Source organism: Marinobacter salinisoli (assembly GCF_017301335.1).
Lineage (GTDB): Bacteria > Pseudomonadota > Gammaproteobacteria > Pseudomonadales > Oleiphilaceae > Marinobacter > Marinobacter salinisoli.
In genome coordinates, this window is the sequence record NZ_CP071247.1 from 2,774,117 (window position 1) to 2,788,968 (window position 14,852).

10 protein-coding genes are annotated in these 14,852 nt (G+C 56.7%); 5 read left to right on the forward strand and 5 right to left on the reverse strand.

What is annotated here, in order from left to right; translation table 11 throughout:
• Positions 1 to 156 precede the first annotated feature (156 nt).
• Positions 157 to 483 carry a flagellar biosynthesis anti-sigma factor FlgM gene (flgM, locus tag LPB19_RS12635; RefSeq protein WP_206643256.1) on the forward strand — a complete coding sequence of 109 codons (327 nt, stop codon included), beginning with the start codon at positions 157 to 159 and terminating at the stop codon, positions 481 to 483.
• Positions 484 to 490: 7 nt separating this feature from the next.
• Entirely contained in the window at positions 491 to 961 is a 471-nt protein-coding gene (locus LPB19_RS12640) for a flagella synthesis protein FlgN (protein ID WP_206643257.1), read from the forward strand.
• Positions 962 to 1,020: 59 nt separating this feature from the next.
• Here the strand turns inward: LPB19_RS12640 and LPB19_RS12645 are convergent, their stop codons facing one another.
• Entirely contained in the window at positions 1,021 to 1,758 is a 738-nt protein-coding gene (locus LPB19_RS12645; protein WP_206643258.1) for a pilus assembly protein PilB, read from the reverse strand.
• Positions 1,759 to 1,957: 199 nt separating this feature from the next.
• Between LPB19_RS12645 and LPB19_RS12650 the strand changes: the two genes are divergently transcribed.
• The 3 genes from LPB19_RS12650 to LPB19_RS12660 all read left to right on the forward strand — a co-directional run bounded on the left by LPB19_RS12650 (position 1,958) and on the right by LPB19_RS12660 (position 5,143).
• Positions 1,958 to 2,578 (forward strand): peptidylprolyl isomerase, encoded by a 621-nt coding sequence (locus tag LPB19_RS12650; protein ID WP_206643259.1) that lies wholly within the window; start codon positions 1,958 to 1,960, stop codon positions 2,576 to 2,578.
• Between the two features lie 4 nt (positions 2,579 to 2,582).
• Positions 2,583 to 4,463, forward strand: coding sequence for a bifunctional tRNA (5-methylaminomethyl-2-thiouridine)(34)-methyltransferase MnmD/FAD-dependent 5-carboxymethylaminomethyl-2-thiouridine(34) oxidoreductase MnmC (mnmC, locus tag LPB19_RS12655; protein WP_206643260.1), 1,881 nt, complete (start codon positions 2,583 to 2,585; stop codon positions 4,461 to 4,463).
• A 71-nt stretch (positions 4,464 to 4,534) separates the two neighbouring features.
• A complete protein-coding gene (locus tag LPB19_RS12660) occupies positions 4,535 to 5,143 on the forward strand; it encodes a CBS domain-containing protein (protein ID WP_206643261.1) in 609 nt (202 codons plus the stop codon).
• On the opposite strand, the gene LPB19_RS12665 is transcribed toward LPB19_RS12660, so the two are convergent.
• The 4 genes from LPB19_RS12665 to smc all read right to left on the reverse strand — a co-directional run bounded on the left by LPB19_RS12665 (position 5,140) and on the right by smc (position 14,852).
• Positions 5,140 to 7,875, reverse strand: a complete 2,736-nt coding sequence (locus tag LPB19_RS12665) for a hypothetical protein (RefSeq protein WP_206643262.1) — start codon at positions 7,873 to 7,875, stop codon at positions 5,140 to 5,142. The two genes, LPB19_RS12660 and LPB19_RS12665, sit on opposite strands and share 4 nt — an antisense overlap.
• Before the next feature lie 193 nt (positions 7,876 to 8,068).
• Positions 8,069 to 10,105, reverse strand: coding sequence for an NAD-dependent DNA ligase LigA (ligA, locus tag LPB19_RS12670; protein WP_206643263.1), 2,037 nt, complete (start codon positions 10,103 to 10,105; stop codon positions 8,069 to 8,071).
• 77 nt (positions 10,106 to 10,182) lie between these two features.
• Positions 10,183 to 11,220 (reverse strand): cell division protein ZipA, encoded by a 1,038-nt coding sequence (zipA, locus tag LPB19_RS12675; RefSeq protein ID WP_206643264.1) that lies wholly within the window; start codon positions 11,218 to 11,220, stop codon positions 10,183 to 10,185.
• 134 nt (positions 11,221 to 11,354) lie between these two features.
• A complete protein-coding gene (smc, locus tag LPB19_RS12680) occupies positions 11,355 to 14,852 on the reverse strand; it encodes a chromosome segregation protein SMC (protein ID WP_206643265.1) in 3,498 nt (1,165 codons plus the stop codon).

Below are 14,852 nucleotides of genomic sequence, written 5' to 3' on the forward strand. Positions count from 1 at the left end.
GCAGGCAGAACGTTGCCGACCGGCAAGACACTGCCGCTTTATAAACAGTATTTTAAAATTTTTTCCTAAAGTTATCGCTTTTGCTGCCGTAACATAGGTTGATACTCCAATCATTCGCATAAGTTATGCGATTAAACAGGCAAGCAGGTACCCAATATGTCAGTTGACTTCAATGGAATTGGCCCCGGCCAGGTCAACACACAGAAGAACCCGGCCGACAAATCCACAGGCTCCGCCAAGGCACAGCCCACCGTCAACGAACAAGCCCGCAATCAGGGGGCCGCTGCAAGCGGTGACAGCGTGAGCCTGAGCAACCAGGCAAAGAACCTGAAGCAGATCGAACAGAGCCTGGCTGACCTCCCTGAGGTGGACGACAACCGTGTCGAGAAGATTCGCTCCGCCTTGGAAAACGGCACATATAAAGTCGACGCTGAAAAGCTGGCCCAGAAAATGCTTGAGATGGATAAAGGCATTTTTGGGTGAGTGAGCAATGGCCGCAACTGATGATCTGAAACATCTTCTGAACGAAGATGTCCGTCAACTCGATGAACTGGCGGACCTACTTGCGAATGAAAAGGCCTGCCTGGCCTCATCGGATGTGCCCGCCCTTCAGCCCCTCACCGAGGCCAAGTCGCGCCTTCTGGGAGAAATACGGGAACGCGCCAAGAAAAAGATCCACCTGCTGGTTGCCATGGGATACACGCCTCAGCACGGCGCGCCGTCCCAGTTTATTCAGGCAGCGGGGATGGCCGAGATCTTCGAACTCTGGAAGCAGGCTGACACTCAGATGAAAGCGTGCCAGGCCCTGAATCAACGCAACGGGCGTGTCGTGGGCCACCTTCAGAAGCGACTCGGCCGACTGAAGGATATCTTACGCGGCACGGCAACGCAGCCCAAACTTTACGGAGAGCGAGGCGAAAGGACGTCTGTTTCCAGCCGAACGGTACTGGCGAGCGCCTGACATCAAACCCGGACAGATCAAAACACGCCCGCAGCTGCGGGCGTTTTTTTGGTCTTTCGCTAGTGAGTGTAGATCGTCATATTTGATGCTGAATCAAAGCGGATGTCCGTCATGGTCACATTTCCCATCGACGGCCCCCGGCTTCCAGTGACCCGTATGTTCTCCAACCGAATCTGCTCGATCCTTTCTGGCAACGTCAGCGTCAAACCTCCATCCTCTCGCAGCGTAAATCGCGGTTCTCCTTCCCGATAATGAACGCCGTAAATGGAAAGGCTGGAATCGAGGAAGTTTAAAATAGGCACAAAGATATTCGCCGTGAACTTGAGGGCTTCAATGGCATCAGCATCAATCTCAACTCGATCGCTGGCCGCTTCGTCAACCATCGCAGAAATCGATGCGAGCTGGCCAATCAGCCGGTTGTCCGCCTGCCCCGAGATGCCCGCCATTTCATCCTCACTCATCGGCATCAGCCCGGTCGCGTGGAATTCGCCAACCTCATCCATCCGCGCTTGAGTGCCAGAGTTGTGATTGGCCGCAAAACTCACCAGAGGCTGAAGCGGGAGGGCGACGACAGCCACCAGGGCCGCCGCGTTGCGGTACCGTGACTGATGCTTGAGCACACGCTTGAGGTCTTTCTCGGTAATCCACCCCGCGTCCACGAGCACTTCACCGAGCCGCTCCCCGGTTTCCCGCTGTATATGGAGGGCATCGTCAAGCTGGCTGTCGGACAGATAACCCCGATTGACCAGAAGCCGACCCAGACGAGACTTTTCCTCAAATCCCCGGTGGATATTCACACGATTCTCCTTACCGCTCTGGAAACCGTACAACGCGGCCCGGTATGGATGTGTGTGGGTTTACCGCTGAATACACTCAGCAAATATAGGCCAGCCAGCGAAAACCGCTCAGCTTCTGCTAACATCGTGATTCCGACACCCATTGTCTGGATAATGTCTCCGCTACTGACAACTCAGCCAACAAGAGAGAGCCGCCAATATGCTGAACCACCTGATACCGGTGCAGAAACTCTTCACAACCCTGATCGCATTTTTTATCGCTTTCGTTCCGATCGGTGCAGCGCAGGCAGAAAACAACGAACCGGCGGGGAGTGAATCGCTGCCCCAAGTCCGGATTGTCACCAACCATGGCCCCATTTTGCTGCAGTTGAGGCCCGATGTAGCGCCTGAAACCGTCAAGAACTTTCTATCTTATGTAGCTGACGGGTTTTACGACGGTACAATCTTCCATCGTGTGATTCCCGGCTTCATGATCCAGGGCGGCGGGTTTACCGCAGCTCTGTCCCGCAAACAGACCCGCTCTCCGGTCGTGAATGAAGCCAGCCCTACCCTGAAAAACCTCCGCGGAACCGTTGCGATGGCCCGAACCAGCTCCCCGGACAGCGCGACCTCTCAGTTTTTCATCAACCAGGTCGACAACAACTTTCTGGATGCTGGCGTTCGTGGCCCCGGATACACCGTGTTTGGCAAGGTGATTGAAGGGATGGGCGTGGTCGACACCATTGCAGGCGTCGAGACCGGTTATTCCCGCGGCATGGGCGATGTTCCCGTTCAACCTGTCGTTATTGAATCAGCCTCCGTAGTGGAGACCGATCAGTAACACCATGCACGACAACACTCTCTTACCGGCGATCGAGTCCGCCGAACTGATATGGCGCGACGGCGTGCCGGAATCGGCACGCTTCGGGGACGTTTACTTCAGCCGCGACAACGGCCTCGAGGAAACCCGATACGTTTTCCTGCAGCACAATGGCCTTCCGGATCGGTTCAGAGCCGTTCCGCACCGGGGAAACTTCGTGATTGCCGAATCGGGGTTTGGCACAGGTCTCAACTTTCTTGCGGCCTGGCAGGCGTGGCGCGACTCTGCTCCTGACCACGCCGCGACTTTCCACTTCGTATCCGTCGAACGCTTCCCGCTGACGGCGGCCGATCTGAAAAAGGCGCTGGCGCTCTGGCCTGAGCTATCGGAGCTGGCCAATCAGTTGCTGGATGCCTACCCACCCCTCGTTCAGGGAACGCACCGCCTGATCTTCGACGGCGGCCGGGTTCGGCTCACGCTCTATTTCGGAGATGTGTTGGAGGCCTGGAACCTGCTGAACTTCCACGCAGACGCCTGGTTTCTGGACGGCTTTGCGCCCTCGCTCAACCCCGAGATGTGGTTAGAGGAAGCGATAAGCCTGATTCGAAAACACAGCAAACCCGGCACTACGCTCGCGACCTTTACCGCAGTGGGCCGAATCCGACGGGCGCTGATCGATGCCGGCTTTACCATGAGCAAACAGCCCGGATTTGGCCGCAAGCGTGACATGCTGGCCGGTCTTCTGCCAGGCGAGGCAGGGCGGCCTGGCTGCCATCGGCAGGGTGCTGTTGCCGTGATTGGAGCGGGAATTGCGGGCTGCTTGCTGGCGCGTAATCTCGCTGAGCGCGGGTTAGACGTCCTATTGTTCGATGGCGCAGCCGAGCCTGCCTCGGGCGCGTCCGGCAATCTACAGGGCGCCTCGTACGTCAAACTGGGCGTGGAATTCAACGACCAGACCCAGCTTGCATTAAGTGCCTTACTGTTCAGCCAGCACTACTACCAGCCTTTCACGGGTCGCTTCTGGCATCCCACGGGGCTGCTTCAACTGGCGTGGAATCCCAGGGAGGCAGACCGACAGAATCGTTTTATTGAACGGAATCAATACCCTGCCGACATATTGAGAGCGGTGTCCCGGCAAGAGGCCAGCACCTTAACGGGCCTTCAAACCTTTTCCGGAGGGCTGTGGTTCCCCGGCAGCGGCTGGCTTCAGCCCGGTCCGCTGTGCCGCGCGCTTGCAGACCACCCCCGGATACGCGCTGAGTTTGGCGCCAACGTCAGTCGATGCCTTAGGCAAGGCGAGCAATGGCTGGTGGAGACCGCGAATAACGCGCAATATGAAACGATCAGCGTCGTATTGTGTTGTGGCGACAAAACGCCCGAACTTCTGCCTGACGGCAAACGCTATCGATTCAAACGCATTCGCGGCCAGGTCAGCCACCTGGATGCCGAAACGGCTCGCCTGCCCAACGCGGTTATCTGTGGTCAGAAATACCTCAACCCTGGTCACGACGGCATCGCGGTGACCGGCGCCACCTTTGATCTGCACGACGACACGCCCGTGCCGACAACTCAGGGACACCTTGAGAACCTGACGAATGTCGGTGACATGGCGCACGACCTGTTTCAGCCAGACCAAGTACCGGAACGCATGGCCAAAGAGATTCAGGGCCGGGTTGCGTTCCGCTGCACCACGCACGATTACCAGCCAGTTGCTGGCCCGGTGGCCGACACCCGCAGAGATACAGTTCAGACCGGCCTCTATACGCTGACGGGGCTTGGCAGTAAAGGCCTTACCTACGCGCCCTTGCTGGCCGAATATCTCGCCGATCGATTGTCAGAACAGCCAGAATGCCTGCCCCAAAACCTCTCCCGCCGGCTCGCCAGCGAGCGGATGATAAAAAATTAATTGTAGATTGCAAGCATACGGCCGATATACAAAATCGAGGGATATCAACTCTAGGGCGAGGATATAGCTTCATGTCGATTTTCGTGAGTGAGCCAGGACGGCCGGGCGGACTGGCGGTCAGGCCTACACAGGCAAGAAAGGTAACCGACGTGACTCAAGTCGCTTCAAGCTCCGCTGTGAAAACCAGCGACAACACCAAATTGGGGTCACATCAGCCGGTTCACCGAAGAGCTCTTGAAGAATACGGAGCGTCCGATGACGGGCAAAGCCCTTTAACGCGAGATTACCTCCCCGTTCGCCGGCTGTTTTCCTCCCCGTGCTATTCAGTAGAAGCCATCGCCACCCTTGAGCAAGCCCTGTCGGTGATGGACGAGCACAAGGTCCGGCAGCTGGCGATCACGAATAACGGCCAGATTGCAGGGCTGCTGGAGAAAGCTCAAGCGCTGGAATCGATGTACCGAAGCAAAAACGGAAAATTACAGGTCGTGAACGTCGAGTTGCCGGCCTACATCACCGTAACGCCGGAAACCGACGCTCACCACCTTGCCCGTCTGATGCTATCCCACGAGCTTACCTCCGCTCTGGTGATCGACCAATCGGGCACACTGCAAGGTATCGTAACCAATACTGATTATCTTCGCTTTTTTGCCGGCCTAGCCAAAGATGACGCAATGGTTTAGGGGTTCAGCAAATCGCCTTGCGGGCCAAAAAGAAGGATATTCCAATTGTTCCCGAATCGAACCAGAGCGGTAATCTCATCGTCCCTGTAGTTGGCCAAATCCACAATCTCAGAATCCCCTGCAGCAACCTGATATCGCCAACTGCTGTCGAATTCGCTGGAATCCAGGTCGTCGGTGGCGTCCAGAGAAAGCCGCGCAATCGCACCATGCTGACCTGAAACTACCGCCCCGGGCGCGAACTCGCCCTCCGTTTTTCCAGCAACGACCAGATCGTTATCGAACAGATCTATGGCCACAAACCGATCGGCCTGGTTGTCCTGCTGATCATTCACGGTAAAGGCCCGCGTTACATTGCCAAACCGTGTGCCACCCAGAACGAATCCAGCCGAACTCCCGAGCGCATTGCGTTCGAAACTCGGCGCGGCACCATTCTGTTCATCCGTGCGGTTGTATTCTGTGGTGCCATTCCCCAGCAACCAGATATCTGTTCCACTCGAAACCCCCGCAATGATGCGGTCATCGAGTTCGGTTGCAATCTGGTTGACGGTAATATTGCTGGCGAGGCTGCTGGTGCTGTAAAAAAATGCGCCCGGCTCCCCTATCGCATTCGGGCCACCTTCGAGATCCGAACTCCAACCATAAACCAGAGGAACCGACTCATTCGAGCTAACCCCCGCAACATATTCGTCACCGCTATAACCCAGTTGACGCGTCCAGCTTACTTGGGGTTTTTCAGCCTGACCATCCAGTGTGGACTCGATGATTTGCACAAAACTGTCGAAATTCCCTGCGGGCAGTTCCTCTGGCCAGGCACCATCAGTGACGCCGGCAAGCACGAGCTGGCCAGAAGAATTGATATCCATCGCTTGCACCAGATCGGTGCCGGACGTGCCGGTGCGAATCTCCCAGTTTCTGAGGTATTCGCCCCCGTTGCTGTCAGAATCGAAGCTGTATTTTACGGCAACTACATCCGCTTGCTGGCCAGCCTCAACGTTATAAGCAACTCCGAGTTCGTACAGCGGTTGCTCTTGTCCGCTAATACCCGCACTCGCACCTCGTATGTAACGCTCCGATGTGGCCAGGACAGGGCCAATTCCATTTTCGACCACCAAGCCACTCCCGGACGGCGCTATCTCTATCTCCTGGAATAAACCACCGAGGCGATCCAGAATTCGGACAGAAATCCGATTTCCGTTTTGAGGCTCATAACCTGCGACAAAAATGTTGCCATTCTGCTCCACCGAAATATCCGTGGGCAGGAAGCTCTCTGCGCCGGTTTCGTTCACCAGAACTGCGCTTTGCAGCTCGTTGACACTGATCCGAAGTGGCGCTTCATCGTTTGCGCGAGCATGGTTCGGGCGCCCTGCCTGATATGCCTTGTCGATAGTGAGCGAAATAAACTTGTCGTCCGCAGACGAGTTTGAAAAAGACGGCGGCTCGTTAACCTGGACTCGAAAACTGAGCTCATTCGTTCCAACGGGAAATTGCAGCTCATTCGCCGCCTCCCATAAACCACTCGGGGACTGCAATTGTGTGGTGAAGTCTGAGCCTGAAACCGCCGTTGCCCCGGGTGTCGAGGTTAATCTGGCGGTAATGGGCGCGTTGTGTTTACCGGTAAGAACAGCGCTGTACTCCTGGAACTGTCCCGTGTTGAGGGTGTCCCGATCGCCACCTTTAAGTGTCTGGAGCGTCACCACCGGCTCGTTATCCTCTATCGACATCGCCTTGGCGTAGACCGATCTTCTACCAAGCGACGCCAGGCCGGAACGGACTTCCGTGAGCCTGACCGTGAACTGTTCTTTTTCCTCTGGAAATCCGTCTTCGATGACTTCGAGCCGGATGAAGCACTCCGTTGTACCTGGCGCCAAGGTCACAACGCCGGAGGTGGCTGCACCGGAGCCATCGGTTTCATAAGTCAGGTACTCCACCTCAGGGAGCAGTGATCCACTGCCGCTCCCCAGCGCAACAACATCCTGACCGATGCTGGAATCATCCTTGTTCGACGTGCCCTGATCACACCGTTGGTGAGGTTCAGCAAATCCGTCGTCGCAGTTGCTGCTATCGAAATTCGAATCCAGCTCAAAAGCGACGTTTATCTCCGTTACCGATGGCCGATCCAGCAACACCCGAACGAGTACCGGGCGGGTAGGCAAGATCGCCTGGCGCACTGCGACCACACTGCCATCTTCGGCATACTCATTGTATGAAATGCTGTGTTCACCGTTTCTGTCGAGTTCCGGGATTTCGCACTGCCCCTGTTCCAATTCAGCGGGTAGTTCCGGACCTGCACCCTCCGCGAAGGTCTCCGACTCAAGGCTCAGCTGATTATGCTTGACGTTGATATTGAATGGTCTGAAGCCAACCATCCGTCCGTCCGTTGTCAAAAGAGTTACGTCCTGAGTGATGCCCAGATCAGCTTCACCACGGCCGCCTCCGGTCAAACCCGGCACACCGCGCATGATTACACCCTGGCGCGCCTTGTTGTTGATATCCTCCAGCGCCAGCCACGACGGGGCGTTGGTCAGCGAGTAATCAAGAATTCCCTCGCCGCCGTAGGCACCAAAGTTGTAAAAGTATTCAACGCCCAGATAAGCAGTTTCAGGTGGGTTGCCAAGGACCGTCGCAGGATCCGGATCTTTTTCGGTTTTGCAGCCAGCCAGGATCAGAACAATCAGTAAGACGGCTGCGGCGCGGGTAGCGGACACAATGCGGGAGGGAATTTCGGCGCGCATGAATAAATCCGTTTAAGCGTTGTTGTTATGGCGGTGCCTTGCTTTCTCCTGAAAACAGATTACACACCGTTACAGAGCAACGTCATGGTAGCCAATTTGAGGGGGCATGGATCTGCGCAAGTTCTCAGATTCGCAGGCTGGGCGGCATCCCTGCCGCTATTTAGCGGAGTAAAACACACTCCGTATCAACGCGTTAGTTCAAATAATTGTATTCCGCGAGCAACGCCAGCAATCCCTGTTCGTCCAGAACCGGAACCCCCAGCTGTTCTGCCTTCGTCAGTTTCGAGCCGGCGGCTTCACCGGCGACCAAGGTCGCGGTTTTCTTCGACACGCTGCCAGCGACCTTGGCACCGAGAGCTTCGAGCTTCTCTTTGACCTGGTCCCGGGTCATCTCGGACAAGGTTCCCGTAACAACCCAGGTCTGCCCCAGCAGAGGCTTTTCACCCGCCTCAGTGGTGGCTTCGTCCTGCCATTTCACGCCCGCTGCCACAAGCGCATCCAGGGTTTCCTGATTGTGTGGCTGGTCGAAGAAACTGCGAATGTGCCCTGCGACGATCGGCCCAACATCGGGAACTTCCTGCAGCGCCTCTTCTGATGCCCTGGAAATCGCATCCAGCTTGCCAAAGTGGTTGGCGAGCGCCTTGGCCGTTGCCTCTCCCACCTCTCGAATCCCCAAGGCATAGAGAAACCGCCACAGCACAGGATTCCTTGAGCCTTCAATCGCGGAAATCAGATTACTGGCGGATTTGTCGCCCATACGGTCAAGACCAACCAGATCTTGTTTTTGCAAGTGATAGAGATCCGCAACGGTTTTGACCCGTTCGCTACTGATAAGGATGTCGATCCACTTATCACCCAGGCCTTCGATATCCATCGCTTTTCGGGACGCGTAGTGTCGGATGGCCTCTTTCCTCTGGGCAGGACAATAAAGCCCGCCGGAACAGCGTGCCACCGCCTCACCCTCAATCTGGATCACATCCGAATCGCACACCGGGCAATGACTGGGAAGCTCGACTTTGCGCGCCCCTTCAGGACGCTTTTCCGTGACAACCTTGACCACTTGCGGAATAACATCGCCGGCCCGCCGGATAAACACCGTGTCGCCGATGTGGGCATCCAGGCGGCGTATTTCGTCCATATTGTGCAAGGTGGCGTTACTGACAGTGACGCCACCGACAAAAACTGGTTTGAGGCGGGCCACCGGGGTGACCGCGCCAGTCCGACCGACCTGAAATTCCACATCTTCGATGACCGTCAGCTCTTCCTGAGCCGGGAATTTAAAGGCGATCGCCCACCGGGGTGCGCGAGAGACAAATCCGAGCGTGTTCTGCAGCTCCAGGCTATCGACCTTGAACACGATACCGTCGATCTCGTAAGGAAGACCGCCCCGCTTTTCAAGCAAGGAGTCATAGGCCTCCAGGCAACGCTCGACGCCCTTTACCCGGCTCATTTCCGGATTAATGCGGAAGCCCCAGTTTCTGACCGTTTGAAGGCCATCCCAATGGGTATCCGGAAGAAAACGTTCGTCGGTGACCGCAACGCTGTAGGCACACATTTCCAGAGGCCGCTTTGCCGTCACCGTGGATTTTTTCTGCCTCAGGCTTCCCGCAGCGGCGTTGCGCGGATTAACAAACGTTTTTTCACCCCGGTCGGCCAGCGTCCGGTTGAGTGACTCGAATCCGGCCTTGGGCATATAAACCTCGCCTCTGACCTCGACCAGTTCAGGGAAATCCGTTCCTCTGAGCTTGAGAGGCACCGAGGGAATAGTCCTGATGTTGTCCGTGATATCCTCACCAGCGTAGCCATCCCCTCGCGTCGCGGCTGTGGTGAGTATGCCATGTTCATAGGTGAGGCTAACCGCCAGCCCGTCGAGCTTGGGTTCGCATACGTACTCGATATCCTCTTCCGCGCCGAGCCGGGCCTTCAAACGCCGATCAAAATCCCGGAATTCCTCCTCGCTGAAGGCGTTATCCAGTGACAGCATCGGAATGCGGTGAACCACTTCGGCAAAGCTGGTATCACTGCGGCTGCCCACCCGCCGCGTCGGAGAGTCAGTGCTGGCGAGCTCTGGATGCTCTGCCTCCAGCCCCTGTAACTCGCGGAACAAACGATCGTATTCGCTGTCTGGAATGCGCGGGTCGTCAAGCACATAGTAGTGATAATTGTGATCCTCGATGAGGGATCGCAGTTCTTCGACACGCTTTTGAACAGCGGGCGTGGCTTTACTCATGAACCATTACTCTCGCTTGTAAAAAAATGCCCGGAACAATCCGGGCATCCATTCGATATCTGCCGCCGCCTGTCTGATCAGACCCGTTGCGACCGCTGTTTACGCTCAAATTCCCGGATACGCTGGCGGCAATGCTCGACCGTCTGTGGGGTCATCACACTTCGGCGCTCATCCTTCAGTTCGCCGCCGAGATTCCGGACAACACACTGAGCCGTTTCGAGCATGAAATCGAACGCCTGTAAGGCATTGTGAGGGCCTGGCATGCTCATAAAAAAGCTGATCCCGGGGGTAGACAGGGCCGGGATGTCTTTCGGCTTAAAAGTTCCGGGTTCCACGGCGCTGGCAACGCTAAACTGCACCGGGCTTGTGGTATCTGCCGATTCGTGCCGGTGATATATATCCATATCACCGTATTCCAAGCCACAAGCCTCGAACAGTTTCTGCAGGTCAGGGCCTTTGAATTCAGCGTTATCCCGAGCCAGAACATTGATCACAACGACTTCCCGGGCCTCGGGACGGTTGGCACCTGCCAGCGGCCGGCCCTCTTTTGGTTTGGCGGGTTCTCTGCGAGCGGTGTCTTCCTCTACTTCCGTGACGGTGGGAAGCTCTTCCTCGTCCGATGTTTTTGGCTCCGGCTTGGGCACAGGTTGCGGCGTCACCACCCGTGGCTCGCCAAGGATTTCATCATCAGCGACCGGCTCATCGTCCGTAGCCCCCCAGCCCGTATCCGGTTGCTCTAACGACGCGTCCTGACCGGCGACACCGTTGTCCCAGTCTGCCTCGGACTCTGATTCGCCGCGATCTTCCTCTGGCTCCGTTTTACCGACCACCGGACGGGTTGGTTTGGGCTTGGGACTGCCGAAACGATTGGATCGTTCCCGTTTCACATAGCCACGCTCTTCCAGAGTCTCCCTGGAGATGGTGCGAGCGCCCCCGTTCGGCAACTCAGGATTGTAGTCTTCATCCAGAGGCGATTCCTTTAATTCGTCTGCGCCCATTCCGGATGAAATAGCAATTGAGTCCTTGCGCGCCCGGTGAATTCGGCGAATTCCGTCAATAACAATACCGATAATCAAGAGGGCGCCGATGGCAAATAACCATTCCCTAAGTGACATAGTAGAGCTGTCCTGTTTGCGGCTCGGGTGACTGTATTACTCTAAGAAAACCCCGTTACGAATACAACGCACACCCGGGCCAGATGGCGTTATTGTCATCCTTGAACGTTTTTTCTATGGCCCTGAAAGCAACATCAGGCTTCGGCCAGAGCTGCGGCTTCCTCCACGTCGACCGAAACCAATCTCGAGCAACCGGGTTCGTGCATGGTGACCCCCATCAACTGATCTGCCATCTCCATGGCAATCTTGTTATGGGTAATGTAAATGAACTGCACCTGCTTGGACATTTCCTTAACCATGTTGGCATAACGGCCTACGTTGGCATCATCCAGGGGCGCATCCACCTCGTCCAACATACAGAAGGGCGCGGGATTGAGCTGGAAGATAGAAAACACCAGCGCAATGGCGGTGAGCGCTTTCTCGCCCCCGGACAGCAGGTGAATGGTACTGTTCTTTTTTCCGGGCGGCCGCGCCATGATTGCCACCCCGGTTTCAAGCAAATCCTCGCCAGTGAGTTCCAGATAAGCGTTTCCGCCGCCAAATACCTTGGGGAACAACGCCTGCAACCCACTGTTAATCTGATCAAAAGTTTCCTTGAAACGCTGACGGGTTTCCCGATCGATCTTGCGAATGGCATTTTCGAGCGTTTCCAGCGCCTCCATCAGATCATCATTCTGGGTATCCAGATACGTTTTGCGCTCGCTCTGAACCTGGTATTCCTCGATCGCAGCCAGGTTGATCGCACCCAGCCGTTGAATCCGGTTGCCAATTTTTTCCAGTTCGTCCGCCCAATCTTTTTCATTGGCGCCCTCTGGCAGCTGGGTCAGGATATCCTGGAGTTTAACGTCCAGCTCCTGCAACTGTTCAATCTGGTTGCTCGAGCGAATCTCCAGAGCCTGAGATTCCATTTTCAGCTTCTCGAGTGTTGAGCGAACATCCTGGATGACGTGATCAATTCGGCTTCTGCCCTGCTCGATATCCCGGACTTTTCGATCAATGTCCTCCAGCGCGTCACGGGCCGAGCCCAGCTTCTGCTCCTCGGCGAGTCGCCGGTCGAGCAGCCCTTCGAGCTGCATCTGAAGATCCTCCATGGGCTCTTCGGCGCTTTCCCGGGTTTCGCGGAGGATTTCCAGGCGCTCCTCATTGCGCTCTTTCTGCATTTGCATGCGTTCGAGGGTTTGACGCAAGCCATCCCGCTGACTGCGCAGCGACTGTAGCTGAAGCTGAAGCTGATGAGCGTGATCCCGGTCGTGGCGGGCCTCCTGACGCAGGCGATCAAGATCTTCCCGAAGCACGTCTCGGCGCTCCAGCAAGCGTTCTTTCTCCTCATCGCTATCTTCCGACGTTACCAGCGCCTGCTGCCATTCTTCCCGGGCCTGCTGCAGGACCTCGTTTTGATCGTCAAGGCTGAGAGACACGTCGGCCAAGTCGTCACCAATTCGTTGCAGACGCGCATCAATCTGCTCGGCACGGGCTCGCAGCCCACTGATCCGAGAACCGAGCGAACTCAGGTCACGCTCTGCATCGGTCAGCCTGGCTTGGGCATCCTCGCGCGACGCTTCCGCCCGTTCAGACCGCTCCAGGCACGCTTCCAACTGGTCACTGGCTGCTTGCAAGGCCTCTTCGGCCTCCTGCAGTTGCGCACTCAGCGCGCTGACTTTTTTCTGCCGCTCGATGACACCGATATGGCCGGCATCTGAGTCAGGCATTAATACCCAGTCCCGGGCCACCCATTCGCCAAGAGGCGTAATGACACTCTCGCCATCGGCCAGGCCAGCGCGATCGGCAAGCGCCCGATCAATATCCGGCGCCGTCTTGATGCCTGCCAGCAAAGAATTCAGCGCGGAGCTACCCGATACCTTGGCAGCCAGCGTGCCCGGTTGGGTGGTGCCAGATTCGGACCGGGAACTGACCAGTGCCAGACCTTTGGGTGCCGATCTCAACGAGTCGTTGAGGCTCTCCAGCTCGGTCAGCGTGACGGCCTGGGATAACCGCCCGATAACCTGCTCCAGCGCAAACTCCCAGCCATCGTCGATACGAAGCCGTCCGGCCAGCCGCGGCGCCTCCGCCAGGTTCTGCTCAAGCAGCCAGGTTTGCAGAGCGTCATCCTGGCCGCCAAGCTGCTCGTCCAGAAGTGATTGCTGGGAATCCAGTGACGCGCGCAGGCTTTGAACGTTTTGCCGTTCATCCGCCACCCGCTGTTCAGCCTGTTTCTGATTCTGACGCGCCGCATAGAGGTCATCCTGGATGGAACCGATTTGCTCTGCGGCGTCTTCCCTCCGAAGCTCCAGAGATTCCTGCTGCTCCAGCAACTCCTCCAATTCGGCCCGGTCTAACTGGCCGTCCAGAAGTTCGCGCTCGTCTTCAAGTTTCTGCTTGCGGTTTCGCAGTTGCTCAATGGCATCTTCAACCGAGCGGATGCGGGATTGCGCCAATTCCGCTTCCCGACGTGCGTCCGACGAACGGCTACTGAACTCTTCCCAGCGTTGTTGCCAGTCGGCCATGGCCTCTTCGGCCATCTGCAGCTTTTCGCCGGATTCTTCCGACCGGATACTCAGGGATTCCAGCTCTGGTTCGAGCATGTCCAGCTCTTCCTGGACGCCAGTCAGCTTCTGCTCATCCTGGCTCAGTTCCCGGGCCAGCTCCGTTTGGCTGGCCAGCGCCTGGTCCAGTTCAGCAGCGGTTTGCCGGCTTCGCTCTTTCTGATGTTCCAGGCTCTGCTCGATACGGGCAATGTCGGCTCCGGCTTCATAATAACGAGCCTGGGCCTTGTTAAAATGATCGTTGCGTTCGTGGTGGTCTTCACGAAGGGTTTCCAGCGACGTCTCCAGGTTCACGCGCTCGGTCAGGAACTTCTCGAGTTCCAGTTCGGTGTCGCGGATTTTTTCCCGCCAACTCTGCAGATCGTTGTCCAGGGTCTGCCACCGAAGTACCGTCAGTTCTGCTTTCTTCTGCCGCTCTTCCTGCTTGAAGGTCTTATACTTTTCCGCCGCGGCGGCCTGGCGCTCCAGGTGCTGCAGCTGCCGACCCAGCTCATCCCGCAAGTCGGTCAGTCGTTCCAGGTTTTCCTGGGTACGCCGGATACGGTTTTCGGTTTCCTTGCGCCGCTCCTTGTATTTCGAGATCCCCGCAGCCTCTTCGATGTAAACCCGCAATTCCTCGGGCTTGGCTTCAATCAAACGGGAAATCATGCCCTGCTCAATAATGGCGTAACTGCGTGGCCCAAGACCGGTGCCCAGAAAAAGATCGGTAATATCGCGACGCCGACACTTGGAGCCGTTCAGAAAATACTCCGACTGCCCTTCCCGCGACACCCTCCGGCGCACCGATATTTCGTTAAAACGGACAAATTCGCCCGGGGCTGAGCCGTCGCTGTTGTCGAAAACCAGCTCAATAGAGGCCTGGCCGACGGGCTTGCGAGCACTGGAGCCATTGAAGATAACGTCGGTCATGGATTCGCCCCGCAGGTATTTTGCGGAGCTTTCGCCCATCACCCAGCGAACCGCATCGATGATATTGGACTTACCACAACCGTTGGGCCCCACCACCGCAGTCATGTTGGAGGGGAACGGCACAGTCGTCGGATCGACGAACGATTTGAAGCCAGCAAGCTTGATGGATTTCAGCCGCAT

Coding starts and splice junctions, on each gene's coding strand:
- ligA (WP_206643263.1), bottom strand. CDS start 10,105: ATGAGTAAAGCCACGCCCGCTGTTCAAAAGCGTGTCGAAGAACTGCGA.
- mnmC (WP_206643260.1), top strand. CDS start 2,583: ATGCACGACAACACTCTCTTACCGGCGATCGAGTCCGCCGAACTGATA.
- LPB19_RS12650 (WP_206643259.1), top strand. CDS start 1,958: ATGCTGAACCACCTGATACCGGTGCAGAAACTCTTCACAACCCTGATC.
- zipA (WP_206643264.1), bottom strand. CDS start 11,220: ATGTCACTTAGGGAATGGTTATTTGCCATCGGCGCCCTCTTGATTATC.
- flgM (WP_206643256.1), top strand. CDS start 157: ATGTCAGTTGACTTCAATGGAATTGGCCCCGGCCAGGTCAACACACAG.
- LPB19_RS12660 (WP_206643261.1), top strand. CDS start 4,535: ATGTCGATTTTCGTGAGTGAGCCAGGACGGCCGGGCGGACTGGCGGTC.
- smc (WP_206643265.1), bottom strand. CDS start 14,852: ATGCGGCTGAAATCCATCAAGCTTGCTGGCTTCAAATCGTTCGTCGAT.
- LPB19_RS12665 (WP_206643262.1), bottom strand. CDS start 7,875: ATGCGCGCCGAAATTCCCTCCCGCATTGTGTCCGCTACCCGCGCCGCA.
- LPB19_RS12640 (WP_206643257.1), top strand. CDS start 491: ATGGCCGCAACTGATGATCTGAAACATCTTCTGAACGAAGATGTCCGT.